This window comes from Amycolatopsis acidiphila, from assembly GCF_021391495.1.
Lineage (GTDB): Bacteria > Actinomycetota > Actinomycetes > Mycobacteriales > Pseudonocardiaceae > Amycolatopsis_E > Amycolatopsis_E acidiphila.
Genome location: NZ_CP090063.1, coordinates 6,851,727 through 6,874,961, shown reverse-complemented (window position 1 = coordinate 6,874,961; position 23,235 = coordinate 6,851,727). Strand labels below are relative to the sequence as shown.

At 71.6% G+C, this 23,235-nt stretch carries 20 protein-coding genes and 2 pseudogenes; 7 read left to right on the top strand and 15 right to left on the bottom strand.

What is annotated here, in order from left to right; all coding sequences use genetic code 11:
- Positions 1–7: 7 nt before the first annotated feature.
- Together LWP59_RS33570 and LWP59_RS33565 are read left to right on the top strand one after the other, a co-directional pair.
- Positions 8–685, top strand: a complete 678-nt coding sequence (locus tag LWP59_RS33570) for a response regulator transcription factor (protein WP_144642423.1) — start codon at positions 8–10, stop codon at positions 683–685.
- Positions 682–2,103 (top strand): sensor histidine kinase, encoded by a 1,422-nt coding sequence (locus LWP59_RS33565; RefSeq protein WP_229857672.1) that lies wholly within the window; start codon positions 682–684, stop codon positions 2,101–2,103. The genes LWP59_RS33570 and LWP59_RS33565 overlap by 4 nt, the downstream gene beginning before the upstream one ends.
- Here LWP59_RS33565 and LWP59_RS33560 read toward each other — a convergent pair.
- From LWP59_RS33560 to LWP59_RS33545, 4 genes are read right to left on the bottom strand one after another with little or no spacing between them, the layout of a single operon-like run.
- Entirely contained in the window at positions 2,079–3,803 is a 1,725-nt protein-coding gene (locus tag LWP59_RS33560; RefSeq protein ID WP_229857671.1) for a hypothetical protein, read from the bottom strand. The two genes, LWP59_RS33565 and LWP59_RS33560, sit on opposite strands and share 25 nt — an antisense overlap.
- Before the next feature lie 47 nt (positions 3,804–3,850).
- Positions 3,851–4,168, bottom strand: a complete 318-nt coding sequence (locus LWP59_RS33555) for a hypothetical protein (protein ID WP_144642422.1) — start codon at positions 4,166–4,168, stop codon at positions 3,851–3,853.
- Positions 4,165–5,682, bottom strand: coding sequence for an ATP-dependent DNA ligase (locus LWP59_RS33550; RefSeq protein WP_144642421.1), 1,518 nt, complete (start codon positions 5,680–5,682; stop codon positions 4,165–4,167). The genes LWP59_RS33555 and LWP59_RS33550 overlap by 4 nt, the downstream gene beginning before the upstream one ends.
- The gene (locus LWP59_RS33545) at positions 5,595–6,530 is read right to left on the bottom strand and encodes a DMT family transporter (RefSeq protein WP_144642420.1); all 936 of its coding nucleotides are present in this window, start codon (positions 6,528–6,530) and stop codon (positions 5,595–5,597) included. The genes LWP59_RS33550 and LWP59_RS33545 overlap by 88 nt, the downstream gene beginning before the upstream one ends.
- A gap of 71 nt (positions 6,531–6,601) precedes the next feature.
- Here LWP59_RS33545 and LWP59_RS33540 point away from each other — a divergent pair, with 71 nt between their 5' ends.
- Positions 6,602–7,165 (top strand): TetR/AcrR family transcriptional regulator, encoded by a 564-nt coding sequence (locus LWP59_RS33540; RefSeq protein ID WP_144642419.1) that lies wholly within the window; start codon positions 6,602–6,604, stop codon positions 7,163–7,165.
- 43 nt (positions 7,166–7,208) lie between these two features.
- On the opposite strand, the gene LWP59_RS33535 is transcribed toward LWP59_RS33540, so the two are convergent.
- Positions 7,209–7,763, bottom strand: coding sequence for a sigma-70 family RNA polymerase sigma factor (locus tag LWP59_RS33535; protein ID WP_144642418.1), 555 nt, complete (start codon positions 7,761–7,763; stop codon positions 7,209–7,211).
- 96 nt (positions 7,764–7,859) lie between these two features.
- The gene (locus LWP59_RS33530) at positions 7,860–9,257 is read right to left on the bottom strand and encodes a class II fumarate hydratase (protein ID WP_144642417.1); all 1,398 of its coding nucleotides are present in this window, start codon (positions 9,255–9,257) and stop codon (positions 7,860–7,862) included.
- A gap of 103 nt (positions 9,258–9,360) precedes the next feature.
- Here LWP59_RS33530 and LWP59_RS33525 point away from each other — a divergent pair, with 103 nt between their 5' ends.
- On the top strand, positions 9,361–10,338 hold the full coding sequence (locus LWP59_RS33525; protein ID WP_373299558.1) for an NAD(P)/FAD-dependent oxidoreductase: 978 nt from the start codon (positions 9,361–9,363) through the stop codon (positions 10,336–10,338).
- A 4-nt stretch (positions 10,339–10,342) separates the two neighbouring features.
- On the opposite strand, the gene LWP59_RS33520 is transcribed toward LWP59_RS33525, so the two are convergent.
- The 7 genes and pseudogenes from LWP59_RS33520 to LWP59_RS33490 all read right to left on the bottom strand — a co-directional run.
- The gene (locus tag LWP59_RS33520; RefSeq protein ID WP_144642415.1) at positions 10,343–11,155 is read right to left on the bottom strand and encodes a S1 family peptidase; all 813 of its coding nucleotides are present in this window, start codon (positions 11,153–11,155) and stop codon (positions 10,343–10,345) included.
- Positions 11,152–12,213, bottom strand: a complete 1,062-nt coding sequence (glpX, locus tag LWP59_RS33515; protein ID WP_144642414.1) for a class II fructose-bisphosphatase — start codon at positions 12,211–12,213, stop codon at positions 11,152–11,154. Before glpX ends, LWP59_RS33520 begins: the two co-directional genes overlap by 4 nt.
- 84 nt (positions 12,214–12,297) lie before the next feature.
- Positions 12,298–12,528 (bottom strand): exodeoxyribonuclease VII small subunit, encoded by a 231-nt coding sequence (locus LWP59_RS33510; RefSeq protein ID WP_144642413.1) that lies wholly within the window; start codon positions 12,526–12,528, stop codon positions 12,298–12,300.
- Complete coding sequence (locus LWP59_RS33505) at positions 12,491–12,886, bottom strand: hypothetical protein (RefSeq protein ID WP_144642412.1); 396 nt, start codon at positions 12,884–12,886, stop codon at positions 12,491–12,493. The genes LWP59_RS33510 and LWP59_RS33505 overlap by 38 nt, the downstream gene beginning before the upstream one ends.
- A 3-nt stretch (positions 12,887–12,889) precedes the next feature.
- Complete coding sequence (xseA, locus tag LWP59_RS33500; RefSeq protein ID WP_144642411.1) at positions 12,890–14,158, bottom strand: exodeoxyribonuclease VII large subunit; 1,269 nt, start codon at positions 14,156–14,158, stop codon at positions 12,890–12,892.
- A gap of 154 nt (positions 14,159–14,312) precedes the next feature.
- Positions 14,313–14,525 (bottom strand): annotated as a pseudogene (locus LWP59_RS33495) (lipid droplet-associated protein); the annotation flags it as partial.
- Positions 14,526–15,035: 510 nt separating this feature from the next.
- Positions 15,036–15,452 (bottom strand): annotated as a pseudogene (locus LWP59_RS33490) (lipid droplet-associated protein); the annotation flags it as partial.
- A 104-nt stretch (positions 15,453–15,556) separates the two neighbouring features.
- On the opposite strand from LWP59_RS33490, the gene LWP59_RS33485 reads away from it, so the two are divergent.
- Positions 15,557–16,525: a 4-hydroxy-3-methylbut-2-enyl diphosphate reductase gene (locus LWP59_RS33485; protein ID WP_144642410.1), complete on the top strand. Its 969-nt coding sequence runs from the start codon at positions 15,557–15,559 to the stop codon at positions 16,523–16,525.
- 301 nt (positions 16,526–16,826) lie between these two features.
- Here LWP59_RS33485 and LWP59_RS33480 read toward each other — a convergent pair whose 3' ends face one another.
- Together LWP59_RS33480 and rmuC are read right to left on the bottom strand one after the other, a co-directional pair.
- A complete protein-coding gene (locus LWP59_RS33480; RefSeq protein WP_144642409.1) occupies positions 16,827–17,873 on the bottom strand; it encodes a DUF6542 domain-containing protein in 1,047 nt (348 codons plus the stop codon).
- 183 nt (positions 17,874–18,056) lie between these two features.
- On the bottom strand, positions 18,057–19,013 hold the full coding sequence (gene rmuC, locus LWP59_RS33475) for a DNA recombination protein RmuC (RefSeq protein ID WP_144642433.1): 957 nt from the start codon (positions 19,011–19,013) through the stop codon (positions 18,057–18,059).
- A 116-nt stretch (positions 19,014–19,129) separates the two neighbouring features.
- Between rmuC and LWP59_RS33470 the strand changes: the two genes are divergently transcribed.
- Together LWP59_RS33470 and LWP59_RS33465 are read left to right on the top strand one after the other, a co-directional pair.
- A complete protein-coding gene (locus LWP59_RS33470; RefSeq protein WP_186383396.1) occupies positions 19,130–20,278 on the top strand; it encodes an exonuclease SbcCD subunit D in 1,149 nt (382 codons plus the stop codon).
- Entirely contained in the window at positions 20,275–23,235 is a 2,961-nt protein-coding gene (locus LWP59_RS33465; RefSeq protein ID WP_144642407.1) for an AAA family ATPase, read from the top strand. Before LWP59_RS33470 ends, LWP59_RS33465 begins: the two co-directional genes overlap by 4 nt.

The window sequence follows — 23,235 nt, the reverse complement described above, 5'->3', positions numbered from 1 at the left end:
GGGTCCGGTGTCTTCCGTGCTGCTGGTCGAGGACGACGAGGGGGTCGCCGAGGCGTTCTCGCTCGCGCTCGGCGGCCTCGGCCACGACGTGACGCTGGCGGGCTCCGGTGAGCAGGCGCTGGAGACGGTGCGGGACGGCGCGTTCGACGTGGTCCTGCTGGACGTGATGCTGCCGGGGATCGACGGGTTCGAGGCCTGCCGGCGGATCCGGGCGGACAGTCTCGTACCGGTGATCCTGCTGACCGCCCGCGCCGACCCGGTGGACGTGGTCGTCGGCCTCGAATGCGGTGCCGACGACTACGTGGTCAAGCCCGTCGAGCCGCGGGTCGTCGACGCGCGGATGAAGGCGGTCCTGCGCCGGTCCGCGCCCGAGCGGTCCAGCCGCCTCATCCAGGCGGGCCACCTCGTCATCGACACCGCGGCGCTGACTGTGACCTCCGGCGGGCAGGAGCTGCACCTGACCGCGACCGAGCTCAAGCTGCTGCTGGAGTTCGCCCAGCACGCCGGTCAGGTGCTCAGCCGCCAGTCGCTGCTGAAACGGGTGTGGGACTACGGCTACGTCGGGGACTCGCGGATCGTGGACGCGGCGGTCGCGCGGTTGCGGGCGAAGGTCGAGCGGGATCCGGCGAACCCGGTGCTGCTGCGCACGGTACGGGGCCTCGGGTACCGGCTGACGAAGCCGTGACCCCGCACTTCGGTCTGCGGGCGCGGATCGCCGCGGCGGTCGTGCTGGTGACCGTGGTCGCGACGGCCGCGATGGCGTACGCGGCGTATCAGCTGCAATCGACCGACATCAGGGACAGGTTCATCGCCACCGCCCGCGCGAGCTTCGCGTCCGACACGGCGCAGGCGCGCTTCGTCGCGCAGTACGTGTCCGGCGGATCGCCCGCCGACCTGGTCGAGGGCTACATGTCGCGTGAGCACGGCACGACCTGGTGCCTGTTCGACCTCCTGCCCGGCTCGCCGCCACCGATGAAGGCGGGCGCGCACTACCTCGTCGCCGGACCGGCCGCCCGCGGCGGCCCGCCGCCGGTGGACGTACCCGCCTCACTCGTCGACGCGGCGCTGGCGGCCGGCGGTCCGGCGGTCAACACGACGGAGCCCGGCGCGCCGTACGCGATCTTCGCCGGGGCGACCACGCCGTACGTGGTGCTGGTCGAGTTCCACAGCTTGCGGGGGTTGCAGGACGAGCTGACGAAGCTGCGGCGCAACCTCGAGCTGATCGCGCTCGTGGTCGCGGCCCTGGGCGTCGCCGGGGCGATCGTGGCCGCGAAACGGATCCAGCGCCCGGTGCAGGCGGTCGGGAACGCGGCGCGGCAGCTCGGCGAAGGCAGGCTCGACACCCGGGTACCGGTGCGCGGGCGGGACGAGGTGGCCGAGCTGGCCCGTTCGTTCAACTCCATGGCACAGCAGGTGGGTGACTCCATCGCCGAGCTGCATGCGAAGGACCGGCAGCAACGGCGTTTCGTCGCCGACGTCGCGCACGACCTGCGCACCCCGGTCGCGGCGATGGTCGCGGCCGTGGACGGGCTGGACCACGCGGCGACCCGGGAGCGCTCCACCCGGTTGCTGGGCGCGCAGGCCCGGCGGCTGGCCCGCCTGGTCGAGGACCTGCTGGAGATGTCCCGGTTCGACGCGGGTGCGGTGCACCTGGAGACCGAGCCGGTGGACCTGGCCGACCTGTGGGCCGACGCGAGCGAACTGGTCGGGGCCGACATCGGGCTGCGCTCCACCGGCGACGTGACGGTGAACGGCGACCCCCGGCGGCTGCACACGATCGCCCGCAACCTGCTGACCAACGCGCTCACCCACGGCGCGCCGCCTGTCACCGTGGACCTCGACGGGTCCCGGCCGGAGGAGGTCACCGTCCGGGTCGCCGATCACGGGCCGGGCGTGCCGGACGACCTGCTGCGGCTGGTGTTCGACCGGTTCGTGCGCGGCGACCGCGCCCGGACGGCGACCCAGGGCAGCGGGCTGGGCCTGGCCATCGCGCAGGAGAACGCCCGCCTGCACGGCGGGCTGCTCGTCGCGGCCAACGCGAGCGGGGCGGTCTTCACCCTCACCCTGCCGCGCGCCGGTCAGGGCAGCGCGACGGTGGTCTGACCCGGCTCCAGGGTGTCCCCGCAGGTCCGGCGCGGCCAGGTGTAGATGTGGGTTTCGACGACCGGCACGGTCTCGGCGGCGTAGGCGCGCAGTGCCGCCAGCTGTTCGGGGCTGTGCACCGCGTCCTTGCGCACGAAGTCGCCGCCGAAGTCCGCGGGCGCGGGATAGGTGTAGATCGGCTCGTAGTCGGCGAACAGCCGCGGGTCGGTGGACAGGCCCGTGGCCGGCCCCCAGTACATCCGGAAGTGGATGAAGGTCGGCCGCACGTCCTCGAAGACGTGCTCGCGCAGTGCCGCCATGTCGTGGTCGTGGTACATGTCCGCGATCTTCCCGTCCACCAGCCCGGCCAGGTCGACGATCGGCAGCCTGCTCGTCAGCGAGCTGCCGCCGAGGTCGGGTTCGAGGATCGAGCCCTGCCGCACGCCCAGGATGTCCGCGTACTGGTTGAACACGCGTCCGAACCGGTCGGCGATGAAACACATCGGCAGGGTCGGGGTGTCGCGGAACTTCCCGCCCGCGGCCGCGAACGCCACGCCCGAGGGCAGCAGCGCCACCACCAGCGCGATCGACAGCACGACCCGGCCCCGGGCGCCCGTCCCGCGCAGCGCCTCGGTCGCGGCCAGCGACCCGGTCACCGCGGCCAGCGCCCAGACCGGCGTGGCGAACCGGTACTGCCCCATCCAGTCCGGGTTGATCACCGCGTACGCGAGCAGGGCCAGGCCGAGCACGACCAGCAGGGCGATCATCCCGTCGCGCCACCACGAGGACCGGGACATCGCCAGCCCGACCGTGACCATCAGCACCAGCACCGCCGGCGCCCCGGCGTACTGCACGAGCTCACCGGCACGCGTGAGCTGCTGGACCTCCGGCACGCCCTGGTCCTTGGCGACCGCGGTGTTGGCCACCAGCCTGCCGAACTCGAGGTAGCGCCAGAGGACGTAACCGCCGAACGGCACGGCGAAGGCGGCCGACGACAGCAGGAGGTGCCGGATGCCACGCGTGATCGTGGCCCGGCGCAGGGTGACGAGCACGATCAACGGGTACGCGAAGGCGTAGATCGCGCCGTCCGGGCGGGTCAGCGCGGCCGCCGCGGCGAGCAGCCCGGCGGCGACCGCGACCTTCGGCGACAGCAGCCGGCCCAGCAGCACGGCGCGGAACGCGACCACGGCCAGGCAGGTCACGACCAGCGCGAACAGCGAGTTCTCCAGCCCGGAGAAGCACCAGACCACGAACGACGGCACGGCGGTCAGCGCGGCTCCGGCCGCCAGCGTGGTGAGCCAGGGCCGTCGCGTGACCAGGCTCGCGGCCACGTGGCACGCGACGAGGACGCCGGCACAGCACAGCAGCGCGAGCGCCTTGGGGAACAGCACGTAGTCCGGGATGCCGAACAACGTGCCCCGGTCGAACAGGCCCAGCAGGCGGCCGATGGCCAGCAGCGCCGTCCAGGTCGGGTTCGAGAAGCCTTCCACGGCGGGGACGCCGGGCTGGGCCACCGGCCCGAGTCCCTCGGCGAGGTTGCGGGCGTAGGCGAAGGTGATCGCGGCGTCGTCCACGATCCAGTTCCCGTACTGGGCCGCGCGCCAGCCGATCATCGCCGTGCCGGCGAGGACGGCGGCGACGGCCGGGAGCCTGCTCGGCCCGCGCAGCGGCTTGCCCGGGTCGGCACGGAGCGCGGGCTGGACGGGTGGAGCGATCACCATGCCCGCAAGCTACGGGTGAAATGTGCGGATTCCGTGACAGCTGATCTTCATTTCCGCACGAAATCGTGTGCCTCGCGGGCCAGTGGCAGCCAAGCCATTGTGGACCCTGGCGCGAGGCTGAGCCACTCCTTCATCGGAGTTCCCTTGTCGGCGTCGAAGCGCACGCCCTCGCCGGCGGCCACCAGCTCGTCCACCCGGGCCTTGGGCAGCTTGAGCACCAGCTGCCCGCGGACACACATCGTGAAGATCCGGCCCCGCACGCGCAGCGCGGATCGCCCGAACCCCTGGGTGGCGCCCGGCGGCGTCACGTCGGGCAGCCCGGCCAGCCGGTCCACCAGCTCTTCGAACCGTTCCTCCGGCGTCATGCCCTGCCCTTCAACGTGGCGCGGACGGCGTCGATCGTGTCGGCGTCGGCGGGCTCCTTGTCCGGCCGGTACCGGACCACCCGGGCGAAGCGCAGCGCGACACCGCCGGGATATCGGGAGCTGACCTGCGCGCCGTCGAGCTCGATCTCGACGACCAGTTCCGGGCGGACGTGCACGGTCCAGTCGTCGCGGTGGGTCTCGATCTCCTGGAAGGTCTTGGTCTGCCACGCGAGCAGCTCGTCGGTGAGGCCCTTGAACGTCTTGCCCACCATGATCGGCGGTCCGCCGTCCGGGTCACGCGCGCCGAGGTGCAGGTTGGACAGGTACCCGGTGCGCCGCCCGTGGCCCCATTCGGCGGCGAGCACGATCAGGTCCAGCGTGTGCACCGGCTTGACCTTGAGCCAGGCCCGCCCGCGCCGCCCGGCCGCGTACACCGAGTCCGGCGACTTGACCATGACGCCCTCGTGCCCCGCGTCCAGTGCGGCGTCGAGGATCGCGGCCGGGTCCGCGGGGTCGGCCTCGCCCGGGATCAGGTGCTCGCCGACCACCGACCGCAGGGCGGCGTTGCGCTCGCGCAGCGGCGCGTCGAGCAGGTCCCGGCCGTCGAGGTGCAGGCAGTCGAAGAAGTACGGCCGCAGCAGCAGTTCGCGCACCTGCTCCTCGCGGGTGCTGCCGAAGCGGCTCATCGTCTCCTGGAACGGGCGGGGCCTGCCGTCGTCGGTGAGCGCGAGCGTTTCGCCGTCCAGCACGACGGACTCGCACGGCAGCGCGCGCACCAGCCGCACCAGCTCGTCGACGTTCTTGGTGATCTCCCGCAGCGTCCGGGTGTAGACGTGCACCTCGTCGCCCTCGCGGTGCACCTGGATCCGCGCACCGTCCATTTTGTACTCGACGATCGGCGAGGCATGCTCCCGCAACGCCTCGTCGAGTGACTCCGCCGGCGACGCGAGCATCGGCCGCAGCGGCCGGCCCAGCCGCAACCGGAACTCGCCGAGGGCCTGTTCGCCGCCCGTGACCGCCGCCAGCGCGGTGACCGGCAGCTGCCCGGACAGCATGAAGGCCCGGCGCACGGCTTCGCCGGGCACCTGCGCGGCGGCCGCGATGGCGTCGACCATCACGCCCTCCAGTGCGCCCTGCCGCAGTTCGCCGGTGAGCAGGCGGAACAGGAACTGCTGCTCGTCCGCCGTCGCGCGGGCGAACAGCGCGTGCAGCGTGTCCGCCCGGCGCTTCGCCGACCCGCTGCCCGACGTGCCCGCGACCTCGCCCAGCGCGGCATCGACCGCCGCCACCGTGAGCGTCGGTGCCGGGGCCGCGGGCGCGCCGAGCTCGGCCAGCGTGCGCCAGCCGGTGCCGATGCGGCCCTGGGTGGGCTGACCGGTGAGGAACGCGACGACGGCGGGCAGCTCGTCCTCCCCGGCGCGGTTGATCAGCTCGGCGAGCGTCGCGATTTTCGCCTTGCGCGAGCGCGTGGCGGCGAGCTGCGCGGAGGCGGTGACGACGTCGGCGAGGAACATGTCGTCATCATGCCCCGGGGTACCGACATTTTCCCGGGCACGAGCACCAGTGCGACGCCGACGACGCAGATTCCCAGGCCGAGCAGGGCGCGGACGGTGATGTCCTGGCCGAAGAGGAGCCAGGCGAGCAGCATCGTGGTGGGCGGGGTGAGGTAGAGCAGGCTGGACACGGTGGTCAGCGAGGTGCGCCGCAGGAGCAGCCAGTAGCAGCCGTAGCCGCCGAACGTCGAGAGCACCACGACGCAGGCGATCGCGAGCCAGAACGTGCCGCTCGCCGGCGGGGTGAGCGTGCCGGTGACGGCGGCGAGGCCGGTGAACAGCACGGCGCTGGTGGCGCACTGGACGACGAGGGAGTCGGCGAGGTCGGGCCGGGTCCGGCGCTCGATCATGCTCGCGGCGACGAGCGCCAGCATCCCGCCGAACGGGAGCAGGTAGGCCCACCACGGGGTTCCGGGGTGGCCGGACAGGTCCCCGGCGACCACGACCGCCACCCCGGCCAGGCCCGCGCCGAGCCCGGTCCACTGTCGTGGGGTGACGCGCTCTGCCAGCACCGCGGACACGATGGGCTGGAGCGCGGCGATCAGTGCCGACGTTCCGGCCGCGACGCCCAGCTCGGTCGCCTCGTACACCCCGAACAGGTAGCCGCCCTGGGAGAGCAGGCCCAAGCCGGCGTGCAGCGCCAGGCTGCCGCGCTTCGGCCGGTGCCAGGCGAGCAGGAGCCCGGCCGCGACGAGGAACCGCCACGCGAGCAGCGTGATCGCCGTGGCTGAGGTCGCGCCCAGCGTGGCACCCACGAACCCGGAGCTCCACAGCACCACGAACCCGGTGCCCAGCAACATCGTCCACATCGGACCCTCCAGGTATACAGACCTGTTTACCTGGGCTAGTGTAACTACACAGATCGGTATACTGTCAAAGCGTGAAGACGCTGACGCCGGCGGCGCGACGGGTGCTCGACGTCGCCGGAGAACTGTTCTACGCCAACGGGATCCACGCCGTCGGGGTCGACACGATCGCGGCCGCGGCCGGGGTGACCAAGAAGACGCTCTACGACCGGTTCGGGTCGAAGGACGCGCTGGTCGCCGAGTACCTCACCGAGCGGGACGAGCGCTGGCGAGCGCACGTGCGAGCGGTGGTGGCGCGCAGCCCGCGGGCCGGTGCGCTCCGGCGGCCGTTGCTGGTGTTCGACGCGCTGGAGGAGTGGATGGCGAAGGAGAACTCGCGCGGGTGCGGGTTCGTGAACGCGCACGCCGAACTGCCCGACAGCGACCACCCCGGGCGGCGGGCGATCCAGGCGCAGAAGGAGTGGCTGCTGGGGTACTTCCGGGAGCTGGTCGCGGACCTGCGCAACCCGGCCCGGCTGGCGGAGTCACTGCTCATCCTGCTGGAGGGCGCGACGGTGGTGGAGTCGCTGCAGGTGACCCCGAGCGCGGTGGCGACCGCGAAGCGGCTGGCGAAACAACTCCTGGAGGGCGCGGCCTGAGGCTCGCCGGCCGCTGCCCGCGGGATGGTGGCCCGCAGCCACCTCAGCCGCTCGGCGCGAGCCGCTCCGAGGCGCGGACCGCTGCGGTCAGCTCCTCGCGTGCCCGGAACACCCGCGACCGGATCGTGCCGAGCGCGCAGTCGCACACCTCGGCCGCCTCGGCATAGGACAGCCCGATCACCTGCGTCAGCACGAACGCGTCCCGCCGCTCGGCGTCCAGCTCCGTGATCAGCCGTCGCAGCGCCACCACGCGGCCGGGATCCGGGGTGTACGCGCCGTTCTGCTCGGCCGTGGCCACCCAGTCCTCCGTCTGCGCCGGGACAGGACGCCGCCGGATGGTGCGCAGGTGATCGGCGGCCACCCGTTTCGCGATCGCCAGCAGCCACATGCGCGCCGGAGAACGCCCCTCGAACCCGCTCAGCGCCGCGAACGCGCGCAGGTAGGTCTCCTGTGTCAGGTCGTCGGCCACCCCGGGGCTGGACAGGTAGCTCAGCAGCCGGTGCAGCTGCCGCTGCGTGCCCGCGACGAACCGCCTCGCGGCCGCTGCGTCGCCCTTGGCGGCCGCGAAGGCGGCGCGGGTGATCTCGTCGTCGTCCACTGCGGCGTCCTTCCTGCGGGCCGGCGTCGCAGACCCACACGGCCCCCGCGCGAGACCGGTTCAGCCCGGAAGTGGACGATGCGGTTCAGGATGCGGTCACTTGCCGCCGCGGGCCATCCGCAGCACGTCGAGGGCTTCGTCCAGCTGGGCCTCGGTGAGCTTGCCCTGCGAGATGTAGCCCCGCTCGATGACCACCTCGCGGATGGTCTTCAGCTCCTTGAGCGCCTGCTTAGCGACGGCCGCCGCCTCTTCGTAGCCGATGTACTTGTTCAGCGGCGTGACGATCGACGGGGAGCCCTCGGCGTAGGCCTTGGTGCGCTCGGTGTTGACGGTGATCCCGGCGAACACCTTGTCCGCCAGCAGCCGCGACACGGCCGCGAGCAGCCGGGCCGACTCGAGCACGTTGCGCGCGATCACCGGCAGGTTCACGTTGAGCTGGAAGTTGCCCTGCGAACCCGCGAAGGCGACCGCCGCGTCGTTGCCGATCACCTGGGCCACCACCTGCAGCGTCGCCTCCGGGATCACCGGGTTCACCTTGCCGGGCATGATCGACGAACCGGGCTGCAGGTCGGGCAGGGCCAGCTCGGCGAGACCGGTGCGCGGGCCGGAGCCGAGCCAGCGCAGGTCGTTCGCGATCTTGTACAGCGACACCGCGACCGTCCGCAGGTTCCCCGACGTCTCGACGACGCCGTCCTGGCTGGCCTGCGCCTCGAAGTGGTTGCGGGCCTCGGTCAGCGGCAGGCCGGTGACGCGGGCGAGCTCGTCGGCCACCGACGAGCCGAAGCCGTCGGGCGCGTTCAGCCCCGAGCCCACGGCGGTACCGCCGATCGGCAGCTCGCCCAGCCGTTCCAGCCCCGACTGCAGCCGCTCGATGCCATAGCGGACCTGCGCTGCCCACGCGCCGGCCTCCTGGCCGAGGGTGATCGGCACGGCGTCCATCAGGTGGGTGCGGCCGGACTTCACCACGTCCTGCCACTCCGCGGCCCGCTGCTCGATCGTCGCGGCCAGGTGCCCCAGCGCCGGGATCACGTCGGTGAGCACCGCTTCGGTCGCCGCGACGTGGATCGTCGTCGGGAACGTGTCGTTCGACGACTGCGAGGCGTTGACGTGGTCGTTCGGGTGCACGTCGGTGCCCAGCTTGCGGCTGGCCAGCGTCGCGATCACCTCGTTGGCGTTCATGTTCGACGAGGTGCCGGACCCGGTCTGGAACACGTCGATGGGGAAGTGCTCGTCGTGCTTGCCCTCGGCCACCTCGTCGGCGGCTTCGGCGATCGCCTCGGCGAACTCCGGTTCGAGCACGCCGAGCCGGGCGTTGACCCGGGCCGCCGCGGCCTTGAGCAGACCGAGCGCGCGGATCTGGGCGCGTTCGAGACCGCGGCCGGAGATCGGGAAGTTCTCGACGGCACGCTGGGTCTGGGCCCGGTACAGCGCGTCGACGGGCACCTTCACCTCGCCCATCGTGTCGTGTTCGATCCGGTATTCCTGTTCAGCCATGACGCCAGTTTCGCGCAGCGCGGCGTCGTTCGCTCCGTGTGCTTCCGCACGCGATGTGTCTACGATCGAGGTGGCGGCGATCACTGCTGAAGGGCGGTACCCGGTGGAGCTCTCGATCGATCTGCTCATCGTCGGTGCGGGACCGACCGGGCTGTTCGCCGCCTACTACGCCGGGTTCCGCGGGCTGTCGATGGCGGTGGTCGACTCCCTGCCCGAGGCGGGCGGCCAGGTGACCGCGATGTACCCGGAGAAGATGATCTACGACGTCGGCGGGTTCCCCGCGGTGCGCGGCCGCGACCTGGTCAAGGGACTGGTCGAGCAGGCCGCGCCGTGGGAGCCGAAGTACCTGCTGGGGCGCAAGGCGGAAGGGCTGCGCGAGACGGAGTCCGGCCTCGACGTGCTGCTCGACGGCGGCGACGTGGTGCACGCCGGCGCCGTGCTGATCACGGCGGGCATCGGCGAGTTCACCCCGCGCCCGCTGCCCGCGGGCGATGGGTGGCTCGGTCGCGGGATGGTGCACTTCGTGCCGTCGCTGGACGCGCATGCCGGGCAGGACGTGGTCGTGGTCGGCGGCGGGGACTCGGCGTTCGACTGGGTGCTCGCGCTGCATCCCGTCGCGGCGAGCGTGACGCTCGTGCACCGCCGCGCGAAGTTCCGGGCCGCCGAGTCGATCGTGCGTGAGGCACAACAGCTGGGGGTCCGCATCGTCACCGACGCGGAGGTCGCCGAGATGCGCGCCGACTCGGCCGGCGCGCTGTGCGAGGTGGTCGTGACCGCGAAGGGCGCCTCGCCGCTGGTGCTGCCCGCGCAGGCCGTCGTGGCGGCGCTCGGCTTCACCGCCGACCTCGGCCCCATCGAGAACTGGGGGCTGGAGATCGACCACCGCGCGATCAGCGTCGACTCGACGATGGCGACGGCCCGCTCGCGCGTCTACGCGGCCGGCGACGTGGCGGCGTATCCGGGCAAGGTGAAGCTGATCGCGACCGGCTTCGGCGAGGCGGCCACGGCCGTGAACAACATCGCCGTCGCGCTCGACCCGGACGCCCACCTGTTCCCCGGGCACTCCAGCAACGCGGAATGACGGGTTACGGCGTCGGCGTCGGGCTCGGTGCGGGCGTCGGGGTCGACGGCGGTGGCGGCGGCGGGGCGAGCTGCTGGCCGATCCAGCCCGCGTAGGCGACTGCCGAGGTGTAGATCGACGGCGCTGTCGCGCAGGTCGCCGAGTTGTTGCCCGGGCGGCTGGTCACGCCGAGCAGCACCCAGTGCCCGTCCACCTGCGCGACCTCGGGTCCGCCGGAGTCGCCGTAACACGCCCCGGACTTGCCGTCGGGGTTGTCCGTGCACAGCTCGACGCTCGCGTTGATCGTCGCGGTGCACTTGGCCGGGTCGACCAGGTGCGCGTCGAGCTGCTGCAGCATCGCCGGCCCGTCCCCGCAGCCGGGCGTCGCACAGGTCTGGCCCCAGCCGAGCAGCCGCACCGTCGTGCCCACCGCGGTGGCAGTGCCGAGGGCTATCGGCGCGGCGGCCACCGGCGCGGACAGGTGCACCACGGCGATGTCGCCGCCCGCACCGGCGGGGTTGTAGTCCGGGTCGGCGACGAACCGGTCGGGCTTGCCGACCTCGCCGCCCTGGGTCCGGTCGTTGCTGCCGACCCGGACGGTGAACGACGCCGCGTCACGGCCCTGCAGGCAGTGCGCGGCCGTGACCACCCAGGACGCCTGGATCAGCGAGCCGCCGCAGAAGAACTCGCCGCCGGTGGTCTGCAGCGAGGCCGCGAACGGGTACGGCTGATCGGCCGCGGTGCCGCCGACGAGCCGGGGCTCGGCGGCCGAGCCCGGCTGGACCAGGAAGAGCACCGCCAGCAGAGAGCAGGCGGCGGCGATGAGCACGCGCCTCACGGCAGCGGCGGCACGACGTCTTCGTCACCGGGCTGCCCGTCGAAGTCGATCGACGAGTAGGCGCGCAGCTTCGTCAGCCGGTGGTAGCCGTCGATGAGGCGGACCGTGCCCGACTTCGAGCGCATGACGATCGACTGGGTGGTCGCGCCGCCTGCCCGGTAGTGGGTGCCGCGCAGCAGGTCGCCGTCGGTGACCCCGGTGGCGCAGAAGAACACGTTGTCGCCGCGCACCAGGTCATCGGTGTTCAGCACCCGGTCGAGGTCGTGGCCCGCGTCGAGCGCCTTCTGGCGTTCGGCGTCGTCCTTCGGCCACAGCTTGCCCTGCAGCTCGCCGCCGAGGCACTTCATCGCGCAGGCGGCGATGATGCCCTCCGGCGTGCCGCCGATGCCCAGCAGCAGGTCGACACCCGTGGTCGGGCGGGCCGCGGCGATCGCGCCGGCCACGTCCCCGTCGGAGATGAACCGGATCCGGGCGCCTGCCTCGCGGACCTCCTTGACCAGCTGCTCGTGCCGGGGCCGGTCGAGGATGCAGACCGTGACGTCCGAGACGCTGCTGTGCTTGGCCTTCGCGACCCGGCGGATGTTCTCCGCGACCGGTGCGGAGATGTCGACCACGCCCGCGGCCTCCGGCCCGACGGCCAGCTTCTCCATGTAGAACACCGCCGAGGGGTCGAACATCGCGCCGCGCTCGGCGACCGCGAGCACCGCCAGCGCGTTCGGCATGCCCTTGGCCATCAGCGTGGTGCCGTCGATCGGGTCGACCGCGACGTCGCAGGCCGGGCCGTCGCCGTTGCCGACCTCCTCGCCGTTGAACAGCATGGGGGCCTCGTCCTTCTCGCCCTCGCCGATGACGACCACGCCGCGCATGGAGACCGTGGAGATGAGCTGGCGCATCGCGTCCACCGCGGCGCCGTCACCACCGTTCTTGTCGCCCTTGCCGACCCACCGGCCCGCTGCCATCGCCGCCGCTTCCGTGACGCGCACCAGCTCCATGGCCAGGTTGCGGTCAGGCGCTTCTTTTCGCCTGGCGGTGCTGGGGGACGGGGTGCCGCTCGACATTGGTGCCTCCCGGTTCGGTGCAGGGCGGACACTGATTCTCTCAGACTGCGCCAGTACCGCAGGGCATCACGGGCATGGTGAAGCTCACTCCGAGTCGCCGGTTTCCTCCTCGACCGACTTCAGGGCCGCTTCGATGCGCTCCCGCGCCCCGTCGAGATGGCGCTCACAGACCTTCGCCAGGTGCTCGCCCTTCTCCCACAGCGCCAGCGACTGCTCCAGGGACAAGCCGCCGGCCTCGAGCTCCCGGACCACCTCGACGAGCTGGTCACGGGCCTGCTCATAGCCGAGCTCTGTGTTTTCCGCGGCCTCGCTCATCGGTGCAGACTAGCGCGCTCGCCATCGCGTGGTCGTAGCCCATGAACGCCTGCGCGAACTCGCTCCCGTCACCCTCGGTGATCGCGTCCTCGATGCAGATCTGCGCCCGGGCGACGCGCCGCCGGTACGCCGAGCCCTCGTTGAACCACCATTTTGTGCCGACGTAGACCGAGGTGGCCTCCGAGAGTTTGCGCAACCGCGCGTCGAGTCCGCATCGGCTCGCCTCGGAACCGGCCAGCAAGGTGGCCCAGCAGGCGTCGGCGGCGCGGTCGGCCTCGGTGGCGCGGTGGAGCACCGCGTGCGCGCCGGCGTGCACGGCGGCGTCGGTGGTGAGCGGCAGGAACGTGGGGCGGCGCACTTCCTACTCTCCCGGCTCGACGGTCTGGGCGACCGCGTGCACGGCGCCGTCGACGACCCGCACGCGCAGCGGAGTTCCGTCCGCCACTTCAGAGATGGATCGCAGTACCTGAAGGTTGCCTGCCGCGTCCGGATATTGCACGACGGTGTAGCCGCGGGCCATCGTCGCGGCAGGTCCGAGGGCCGTCAGCCGCGCCCGCGCCGAGGCGACGGCGGCCTGTTCGTGGGACAGCGTGTTGAGCATCGCGCGACGGCCGCGCTCGCGGTGCAGCTCCACGTCGTCCCTGCGGCGGCCGATCGGGCCGAGCGGGTCGGCCAGCACCGGGCGGCTGCGCAGCTGGTCGAGCAGGCGGCACTGGGTGTCGACCCAGCCGTGCAGCGCGCGGCGGGCGCGGTCGCGCATCTGGTGGACGCGGGCGGTCTCCTCCTTGACGTCGGGCACGACGCGTTTGCCCGCGTCGGTCGGCGTGGAGCAGCGCAGGTCGGCGACGTGGTCGAGCAGCGGGGTGTCCGGTTCGTGCCCGATCGCGCTGACCACGGGGGTGCGCGCGGCCGAGACGGCCCGGCAGAGGGCCTCGTCGGAGAAGGGCAGCAGGTCCTCGACGCTGCCGCCGCCGCGGGCGATGACGATGACGTCGACGCCGGGGTCGGCGTCCAGAATGGACAGTGCCTTGCGGATCTGCGGCACCGCGGTCGGGCCCTGCACGGCGGTGTTGATGACCTGGATGGGAGCCGCGGGCCAGCGGTTGTGCGCGTTGACGAGCACGTCGTGCTCGGCGGCCGAGGCGCGGCCGGTGATGAGGCCGATTCCCTTGGGCAGGAAGGGAAGGCGGCGCTTGCGCTCGGGCGCGAAGAGGCCTTCGGCCTCGAGGAGGCGACGCAGGCGTTCGATGCGCGCGAGCAGTTCGCCGATGCCGATGGAGCGGATCTCGCTGGCGCGCAGGCTGATCGTGCCGCGCCCGAGGAAGAAGGTGGGCTTGGCGAAGACGACCACGCTGGCGCCCTCGCGCAGCGGCGGCTCGATGGCGCGCACGAGCCGCATCGGGGCGGTGACGGTCATGGAGACGTCGGCGGAGGGGTCGCGGAGCGTGAGGAAGGCGGTCTGCGTGCCGGGGCGGGCGGAGATCTGGGTGACCTGGCCCTCGACCCAGACGGCGCCGAGGCGGTGGATCCAGTCGCCGATCTTGCGCGCGACGGTGCGTACGGGCCAGGGGTTCTCGGCGGTGGTCTGGTCCTTGGCCTGGTTCTGCGCCTGGTTCTGCTCGGTGCTCACCGGCCTGGTTGTCCTTGTCCTTGTCCGGTTGTGGGCCGGGGTGGCTCTTGTCCGGTGGCGGGGCGGGTTTGTCCTTGTCCGGTTGTGGGCCGCGGTGGCTCTTGTCCGGCTGTGGGGCGGGTTTCGTTCGCCTGCCGTGGTTGTCCTTGTCCGTTCACCGGCCGGGCGTACCCGTGCCGCTGTCGCCTTCGGACAGTCGCTGGACGTTCCCGATCCGCCGCGTCAACATCCCGACGAACGACGGCCGGTTCTCATGCGTCCGCTCATAGGCGAGAAGTTCCTCGAGCTGCTCGAGCGTGAACCGGCGTAGGCGGGCGCGCAGCTGGGGCAGGGTGAGCTCGTCGTAGTTGGCGAGCCCCGCTGAGCCGATGATCCCCTCAGGCTCGATGCCAATGGCATCGGGCCCGGAAGCGCCGAGATCGTCGGCCTCCGCACCGCCGAGGGACGGCACACCGCCGAAGGTGGGTGCCGCAGCGCCGATAGTGGGCGTCGCGTTGCCGGAGGTGGGTGTCGGGCTCTCGGTAGTTGCCGTCGCGTCGTCGAGGGTGGGCGGCGCGTCGTTGGAGGTGTTCGTCGCGTCACCGACGCTCGCGCCGGGCGCAGTGTCGCCACCGGTCTCGACGGCTCGGCCCGACTCCGCGCCACCCGCCTCGACATCTCCACCCGATTCCGTGCCACCGACCGCCACGTTTCCGCCGGATTCAGCGCCACCTGCCTCGACGTCACCGCCGGACCCCGCTGCTGCTGCCTCGATATCGCCGTAGGAACCGGGCACCGCCTCCGCGTCGTCACCGGAGTCGGTGCCGCCGACGCTCCTGAGATCGGGCCGGCCGTTTCGTCGCGTCGTCGAGCCCGCGCCGTTGCCGCCGCCGTTGCCGCCGGTCGGGCCGCCTTCGGGTCCGCTCTCGCTGTCGAACTCACCTTCGGTGTGGTCCTCGGCGAGCGCGCGCTCTTCCTGCTCCCACGGGTCGCGGGCGTTGTCGCTCACGTCGCGCAACACGGCCGTCGACCGGTGGCCGTTGTTGCCGGTGGGGGCCTCGTCGACCGGGGGAAGGTCCTCGTCGAAGGTGGCCCAGCTGGGGGTGTCCTCGACGGGATGGAGCGCTGACAGCACCTCATCGCCCTTGATCGCCAGCTCGGTGACCTGCTGTTGCAGGCGCATGGAGAACTGCAGCACCTGCGACACGACGGTGACCGGCAGGCCGACCAGGTTCTTCGGCAGCTCGCGGGCGCGCTCGGCGGCCGTCACGGCCAGGCCCGCGGCGATGCGGAGGGGGAGCGGGAGCGGCTTCATGCGTACAGCGTGCCGTACACGCGCCATCCTGCCCAACCGATCAAGTCCAACGGCCCATCCGACGTGATCGGCCGCACATCAGCGTGGGCCGTACCCTGGGAGTCATGAGTGCAGCGAGCCCTGCCACCGAGCCCGCCAAGCGAGTGCTGCTGGCCAAACCGCGCGGATACTGCGCCGGTGTGGACAGAGCCGTGATCGCGGTCGAGAAGGCCCTGGAACTCTATGGTCCGCCGGTCTACGTGCGCAAGGAGATCGTGCACAACCGGCACGTCGTGGAGACGCTGCGCGAGCGCGGTGTGATTTTCGTCGACGAGACCTCCGAGGTGCCGGAGGGCGAGCTGGTCGTCTTCTCCGCGCACGGGGTTTCCCCGGCCGTGCACACCGAGGCCGCGGAGCGGAACCTGCGCACCATCGACGCCACCTGCCCGCTGGTGACGAAGGTGCACAAGGAGGTCAACCGCTTCGCCAAGGACGACTACGACATCCTGCTCATCGGTCACGAAGGGCATGAAGAGGTCGAGGGGACCTCGGGCGAGGCGCCCGATCACGTCCAGCTGATCGACACGGCCGACGATGCGGCCCGCGCGCAGGTGCGCGACCCGTCGAAGGTCGTGTGGCTGTCGCAGACCACGTTGAGCGTCGACGAGACCATGGAGCGCGTCGACCAGCTGCGCGAGCGGTTCCCCGGCTTGGCCGACCCGCCCAGCGACGACATCTGTTACGCGACGTCGAACCGGCAGATCGCGGTCAAGGCGATGGCCGGTGAGTGCGACCTCGTGCTCGTGGTGGGTTCGCGCAACTCTTCGAACTCCAAGCGTCTTGTCGAGGTCGCCCTGCAGGCCGGCGCGCGAGATGCGCACTTGGTCGACTTCGCCCACGAGGTCGACGAGTCCTGGCTCGAGGGTGTGACGACGGTCGGCGTCACGAGCGGTGCGTCCGTGCCGGACGTGTTGGTGATGGACCTGCTCGCCTGGCTCGCTGAGCGCGGCTGGGGCAAGGTCGACGAGGTCACCACGGCGAACGAGAAGATCGCCTTCGCCCTGCCGCGGGAACTCCGCCAGGCCGCGAAGTAACGGGACACGCCGTGGGGTCGCCGGAGGGCGGCTTCGTCAAGGTCGTCGAACAGGTTCAGGCCTCGCTACGCGGCTGATCGGCATTCGGGGTGCTGGCACACCCCAGCTACGCCACGGAGTGGTTTGCTGGGCTCCCGCGACCTCGCTATGGCGGGGAGTGACCGTGCTGGCCTAGTCGCACCCGCGCTTGGTGGTGCGGCATGACCTTTGCTGGCACCCGTCGTCGGCGCCCTCGTTCAGCCTCGCGCGCACCAACGCCGTCGTCGGCGCGCGGCAAGCCAGTAGCCCGAACCGCGGCGCGTCAGTCCTCGTTGTCCCAGGGACGAGGCCCGCGCGGAGGCGGCCCATTGCGCCGACCGGGGGCACGGCGAGGTGGCTCACCCGAACCGCCTCGCGGCTCCCGTGATCCCGGGCGCGGCGGCAACCGGCGCGGTCGATCCTCCGGGACGTCCCGGCCCTCGCCGCTGCCGCGGCGACGCTCGTCGTCCGGCGTCGCACCGCGTGGGCGTCCACGGCGGGCAACAGGCGGCGGGGTCTTGCCCCCGCGCGCGCCGGGCTCATCGCCGCGTTCCCTGCGGTCACCCCGCGCCTCGCCGCCGCGCGCACCAGCCTCACCGCGTCGCGGCGGATCCTCCGGGCGCCGCCGAGGCGTCATCGGCAGCGACGGGTGCTGCTCGCCGCCACCCGGCCGCTGCGACGAGCGACCCTCCGCGGGCCGGCGGACCCGCGTAGCCCCGCCTTCACGTCCAGCCGTGCCCTCACGAGCCTCACGCCCGGCACCCTCACGCGCAGGCTTGCCCGTCCGGGGCGCAGCCCCGTCGCGGGTACGCGGCCCTGATGTCCGCTTCTGATCCGACGCAGCCGCCTTCGAGCCCTTCGCGGGCGCGATCGGGTTCCGCTCCCGGTAGAGCCGGACGATGCCGATCGCCAGCGTGAAACCGGTCGTGATGGCCATCATCGGGAACCCGTTGATCAGCGGCGTGCCCACGGCCAGTGCCTTCGCCAGGGTGTCGCTGTTCGCCGGCAGGCCGGACACCAGCAGTACGACGAGCGGCACGGTGACCGCCAGTACCAGCGGCGGCTGCACCATCGGGCCGAAAATGCTGCGCCTTTGGACCGCGCAGATCGCCGCGACCGCACCCACGAAGTAGCAGATCCGGAACACCCAGCCCAGCGTGTTCTGCAACTGCATGTCGGCGATCGCACCCACCAGGGCGAGACCGAACGCCAGCAGCACGGCCCCCCACCAGGGCAGACCGCGTCTCTCGCCGACGACGGGACGCTCGTCCCAGGGAACGGCTACCTCGTCGGCGTCAGGATCGCTCGGCCGATCGCGAATTGCGGTCACAGGGCAACACCGTAACTCGTACTGGACGCAAAGCGCCCGCCCCTCCGCGGAGTTGTCCCTCAGACCCGCTGGCAATGGACCGTTCGACCTACGCTGACCAGGGGTTTTACCGATGCCAACCTTGTTGGCAATCTGCTTGTTGCGCACACGCTCCGGTTATTGGTCTGGACCCAGGGTGCGCGCTCAGCTCGCGGCCAGTTCGTCCCCCTTTCGGATAGCTGGTACCTCCGTGGGGCTTCCGGATGCTTCGGTCAACGGCGTGACCGAAGCCCGGAACCCCTCCAGCGCGTCCAGCTCACGCCGGCGGGCGGACAGGAAACGCTGCAGATGCGTGCTGGACAGATTGAGCGCCTCCACAGCGTTTCCCGCCGCCCGGTGCGCGGCTCCGGCTCCGGCCCGGACCCGTTCGATGTCGTCGACGACCGCCCGGTCGCTCGCCGCGAACAACGCGGCCGAAGCCACGACCGCGAAACCCGTCGGGCCACACAGGAAGACCCGCCGGTCCAGCATCCACCGCAGCAGCTCGGGGTCGGTGTCGAGCGCGGCGACGACCGCCGCGTCCGAGGGAACGAACATGACAGTGCCGTAGATACCGTCCGCCCAGCGCTGATAACCCTTGCCCGCCAGTTCCGCGGCCCGCGAACGCAGGTTGCGGACGTGTACCCGGAGCGCGTCGAGCCGTTCGTCGGCGTTGTCCGTCTCGACCGCCTCGGCCCAGCACGCCATGCTCGCCTTCGCGTCCACCGGGACGGTGCGATCGCCACCGACCCGGAGCACCATGTCCGGCTTCGCGGCACCGCCGCCCGCCAGGTCGGTCTGCAGGGTGAAGTGCAGCCCTTCCCGCAGACCGAGCGCCCGCGCCGTCTCCACCAGAACCTGTTCCCCCAGCTCGCCCCTGCCGCTGATCGAGGCGAACGCCACCTCGTACCTGCGCAGGGCCGCCTGCTGCTGATCCACGCGTGAGCGCTCGGCCTCGACCTGCCGCGCGGCGGCGTCCGCACGGCGCATGCTGTCCGTGTAGAGCCGCCACAGCAGGACGATCGCCACCAGTAACGCCAAGGCGATGACGACGGCCGCCGTGCTGATCACGGTGGATGCCACGTTCGCCCTCCTTTCTCCGATCTCGGTGCTTGCCCGCATCATGGCGGACCCCACCGACAAAAACCGGAGCCCCTGGACCGGCGAACACACGTTCGAGTGAACCACTGCGGCATGTCTCCGGGGTTTTGTCGGAGCTCGGCCTTAACTTGGGCCACGTGAGATTCCTGCACACCTCCGACTGGCACGTCGGACGCACGTTCCACGGCGCTGATCTGCTCGCCGAGCAGGCCGCCGTGCTCGGTCACCTCGCGGACCTCGTCGCCGCCGAGGCGGTCGACGTCGTGCTGGTGTCCGGGGACATCTACGACCGTGCGGTGCCGTCCGCGGAAGCTGTTCAGGTCGCGAACCGTGCCCTGGCAAGGCTCCGCGAGTCCGGCGCGCAGTTGGTGATCACGTCCGGGAACCACGATTCCGCGCCACGGCTGGGCGCCTTCGGGGACTTCGCCGCAGCCGGCGGGCTGCACCTGCGCACCGCGGTCGACCGCATCGCCGATCCCGTGCTGCTGGAGGACGAGCACGGACCGGTCGCGATCTACGGCATCCCATACCTCGAACCGGAACCGGCACGGCATGCGCTCGGCGTGCCGGATGCCAAGGGGCACAACGGAGTTCTCACCGAGGCGATGCGCCGGATTCGAACTGATCTGGCCGGTCGAGAGCCCGGCACCCGGTCTGTCGTGCTCGCCCACGCCTTCGTCACGGGTGGGCAGGGAACGGAGTCCGAGCGCACGATCGCGGTCGGCGGCGTGGAGCAGGTCGGCGGTGAGGTCTTCGACGGCGTGGACTACGTCGCACTCGGGCACCTGCACGGGCCGCAGACCCTGGCCGAGCACCTACGCTACTCGGGAAGCCCGCTGGCCTACTCGTTTTCCGAGGCACGGCAACGGAAGTCGGTGTGGCTGGTGGACTTCGACGCCGGTGGGCTCGCCGAGGTGCGCCGGCACGAATTGCCGGTGCCGCGCAAGCTCGCGAAGCTCGCCGGAGGCATCGACTGGCTGCTCAGCGCCGACGAGCACGCCGAGCTGACCGACTGTTATCTGTCCGTCACGCTCACGGACTCCGTGCGGCCGGTCGATGCGATGCGCCGCCTGCGCGAGCGTTTCCCGTACGCCGTGCATCTGGAATGGCTGCCGGAGAACGGAAAGACGACTGCGGCGCTGCGGTACGCGGAAGCGGTGCGCGGCCGGTCGGACACCGAGATCGCGCGGAACTTCCTCGACGACTGCCGGGGCACGCCGCCCACCGAGCGCGAGGAGAAACTGTTGCGCAGGGCCTTGGAAACCGCGGGCAGGGGTGAGTCATGAGGCTGCATCGCCTGGAGGTGGTGGCGTTCGGGCCGTACCGGAAACGGGAGATCGTCGATTTCGACGCGCTCGGTTCCGACGGGCTGTTCCTCCTGCACGGGGACACCGGTGCGGGCAAGACAACGCTGCTCGACGCCGTCGCGTTCGCGTTGTTCGGTGTCGTACCGGGTGCTCGTGGGCAGGTGAAGCGGCTGCGGTGTGACTTCGCGGAGCCGGACGAAGCGACCGAGGTCGTGCTCGAACTGACGGTGCAGCGGCAGCGGATGCGGCTCGTGCGCAGCCCGGAGTACCAGCGGCCGAAACGCCGCGGCGAGGGCACCACCACACAGCAGGCCAAGGCCTCGCTCACCTGGCTGGACGGCGTGCCTGACGGCCATCCTGCCGAAGGCCTGGCACGGATCGACGAGGTGAGCCGGACCGTTCAGGGCCTGCTCGGGATGAGTTCGGAGCAGTTCTTCCAGGTCGTCCTGTTGCCGCAAGGGGAGTTCGCGCGTTTCCTGCGTGCCGAGACGGACGAGCGGGAGAAACTGCTCGAGAGGTTGTTCGGCACCAAGCGGTTTGCCGAGATCGAGGCCTGGTTCCGTGACCTGCGTGTCGAGAAACGGCGTGAGCTGGATCAGCGCCGGCAGAACGTGCGTGAGTGGGTGGCGCGCTTCGCGCAGGTCGCGCGGGAGGACTCGCCGGAGGAGAACCTCGCCGAGTGGGTCGCAGGAGTGCGCGAGAGCGCTGCCCAAGCCGTCCTTGCGGCCAGGACAGCCGAGCAACAGGCGCGGTCTGCCTTGGACGCAGCGGAGAAACAGCTTCTGGAGCGACGGACGGCCGCTGAGCGGGTACACCGGTTGCGCTCCGCGCACCGACGACTGTCGCTTTTGGACGACCAGAAGCCCGAGCGTGACAGGTGGACGACAGAGCTCGAAGCCGCCAGGCGCGCGGCGACGGTGGTGGGTGCGGCGGCGCAGGCGGACCGATGCGCGAGTGAGCTGGAGAAAGCCCGGACCACCGAACAGCTCCGTGTGTCCGAACTCGCCGGCACGGGTTACGCCGAAATCCATGCGGACGCGGTCGAGCTCCGGCGCCACGCGGGGAAACTGCGCGAAGAGGCCGGTGCACTCGCCGGCTTGGTCGCCGAGGCCGAGCAGCAGGCACGCGACCGGCGGGAGATCGACGACCTCGTCGACAAGGCCGAAGAGGCGCGGTCAAGCGTCCTGGTGCTCACCGAGAAGCTGGATGGCATCCCGCAACGCGTCGAAGAACTCCGGCAGCAGCTCGATGCCGCGAACGCCGCAGCCGTGCAGCTCGACGGACTACGTCCTCGTCAGGCAGAACTCGCCGCTGCGCTGCAGGACGCGGCGGGGTTGCCGCGTGCGATGGAGGCGATCGAGGAGGCGGCGGAGCGCGTACGTGCCGCGACGGACAAGCACCAGGATGCGCGGGAGCACCGGCTGAAGCTGCGTGAGCTGCGGCTCGAGGGCATGGCGGCCGAACTCGCGGCCGGACTCGTCGACGGCGCGGCGTGTCCCGTCTGTGGTGCGGCGGACCACCCGACTCCTGCTCGTCCTGCGGAGGGTTCGGTGGACCGCACGCAGGAAGCCGAGGCGGAGGCGGCGGAAAGCCGCGCCGAGCGTGCGCGTACTGCGGCGGAGGCGGCGAAGCACGACGCCGAGACCACGCTTGCCGCGCTGCGCGAACGTTTGCGTGGCCGCAATGAGGAGGAGCTGAACGCCGAACTGCGGCAGCTCCGGCGCCAGGTGGCAGATCTCGAAAGCCAGGCCCAGCAGCGGGCGCGGTTGGCCGGCGAAGCACGGTCCGCCGAGGCGGAGGCCAGGTCGCTGACCGACAAGCTGCGGTTCGCCGAGCAGGCCGCCACCGCCGCGGAGACTCGGCGGCGGACACTGCTGGACAGGGTGGAAGAACGCGCTCGGCGTCTGGACAAGGCGCGCGGAGAGCACCCGGACGTCGCGGCACGCCGGGCGTATCTCAACGGGGTAGTGCGCGCTCTCGACGCGCTCACCGAAGCGCGCCTGACGCGGGTGACCGCCGAACAACAGCTCGAGCAGCGCCGGGAAGAGCTGCGCGACTGCCTGGTCAAGGCGGAGTTCACCACGATCGAGGAGATGCGGGCGGCGGCTCGGCCGGACGAGACGGTGGCCGTGCTGGACAAACGGCTCGCACAGGCGGCGGCTGAGGAGGCTGCGGCGCGCGCGGTCCTCGCGGAGCCCGAGCTCGTCGGGGTGTCTCCAGACGACCAGGTAGACGTCGAATCGGCGGCCACGGCTGCGAAAGCGGCGCGGGATGATGCCGAAGCAGCGGTAGCCGGCCTGCGCGCATCCGCCACCCGTGCGGACGAGCTGGAGACTCTGGCTGGGCGGCTATCGGCGGCGACCGAGGCGATCAGGCCGCTGGAGGAGGAGTTCGCCGAGCTCGACGCGCTGACCGAGGTGATCAACGGCAAGGGCCAGAACGCACGTCGGATGTCGTTGCGTTCCTACGTCCTCGCGGCCCGGCTCGAGGAGATCGGGCTGGCCGCGACCGCGCGGTTGCAGGCGATGAGCCAGGGGCGCTACTCGTTCATGCACTCCGACCGGGCCGGCGCGCACGGCACCAAGGGCGGCCTCGCGCTGGACGTGCTGGACGACTACTCCGGCACGGTCCGGCCCGCCAAGACACTGTCCGGCGGGGAGTCGTTCCTGGCCTCGCTCGCGCTCGCGCTCGGCCTTGCGGACGTGGTCGCCGCCGAGACCGGGGGAGCCCTGCTGGACACCCTGTTCGTCGACGAGGGTTTCGGCACGCTGGACGCCGAAACCCTCGACGTCGTGATGGACATCCTCGACGAGCTTCGCGCGGGAGGCAGGGTCGTCGGCCTGGTCTCGCACGTCGAGGAGCTGCGTCAGCGCATCCCCACCCGGTTGCGGGTGCGCAAGGCGCGGACCGGATCGACCCTGGAGGTGCAGATGTGA

Bases quoted from the DNA above. Each gene is read 5' to 3' on its own strand.
- LWP59_RS33560 (WP_229857671.1), bottom strand. From the start codon at position 3,803: ATGGTGATCGCTCCACCCGTCCAGCCCGCGCTCCGTGCCGACCCGGGC.
- LWP59_RS33485 (WP_144642410.1), top strand. From the start codon at position 15,557: ATGAGTGCAGCGAGCCCTGCCACCGAGCCCGCCAAGCGAGTGCTGCTG.
- LWP59_RS33545 (WP_144642420.1), bottom strand. From the start codon at position 6,530: ATGTGGACGATGTTGCTGGGCACCGGGTTCGTGGTGCTGTGGAGCTCC.
- glpX (WP_144642414.1), bottom strand. From the start codon at position 12,213: ATGTCGAGCGGCACCCCGTCCCCCAGCACCGCCAGGCGAAAAGAAGCG.
- rmuC (WP_144642433.1), bottom strand. From the start codon at position 19,013: ATGCGGGCAAGCACCGAGATCGGAGAAAGGAGGGCGAACGTGGCATCC.
- LWP59_RS33510 (WP_144642413.1), bottom strand. From the start codon at position 12,528: ATGAGCGAGGCCGCGGAAAACACAGAGCTCGGCTATGAGCAGGCCCGT.
- LWP59_RS33465 (WP_144642407.1), top strand. From the start codon at position 20,275: ATGAGGCTGCATCGCCTGGAGGTGGTGGCGTTCGGGCCGTACCGGAAA.
- LWP59_RS33550 (WP_144642421.1), bottom strand. From the start codon at position 5,682: ATGTTCCTCGCCGACGTCGTCACCGCCTCCGCGCAGCTCGCCGCCACG.
- LWP59_RS33530 (WP_144642417.1), bottom strand. From the start codon at position 9,257: ATGGCTGAACAGGAATACCGGATCGAACACGACACGATGGGCGAGGTG.
- LWP59_RS33555 (WP_144642422.1), bottom strand. From the start codon at position 4,168: ATGACGCCGGAGGAACGGTTCGAAGAGCTGGTGGACCGGCTGGCCGGG.